Here is a 203-nt window from a genome sequence, read left to right as displayed (position 1 = left end):
ACACCTGAGGATTTGAACGAGTTTAGCCAGATGTTGAAGAAGATCACCATTGAAGCGGCATTGAACGCTGAAATGGATGAGCATCTGGGTTATGAAAAACACCAAAAGGCTACATCAACCAATAGCCGTAACGGTAAGAGCAGCAAACGGGTTAAAACTGAAGATGGCGAGTTTGAACTCGATACCCCTCGTGACCGTGAAGG

1 protein-coding gene is annotated in these 203 nt (G+C 45.8%); it reads left to right on the top strand.

The features are described from left to right. Positions 1-203 (top strand): transposase (locus HC733_RS22975; RefSeq protein WP_190367241.1); only part of this gene is annotated, 203 nt, incomplete at both ends.

Origin of the sequence: Pseudoalteromonas sp. S16_S37, from assembly GCF_014694405.1 — a bacterium.
Classification (GTDB): Bacteria; Pseudomonadota; Gammaproteobacteria; order Enterobacterales; family Alteromonadaceae; genus Pseudoalteromonas.
This window is presented reverse-complemented; position numbering and strand designations above follow the sequence as displayed.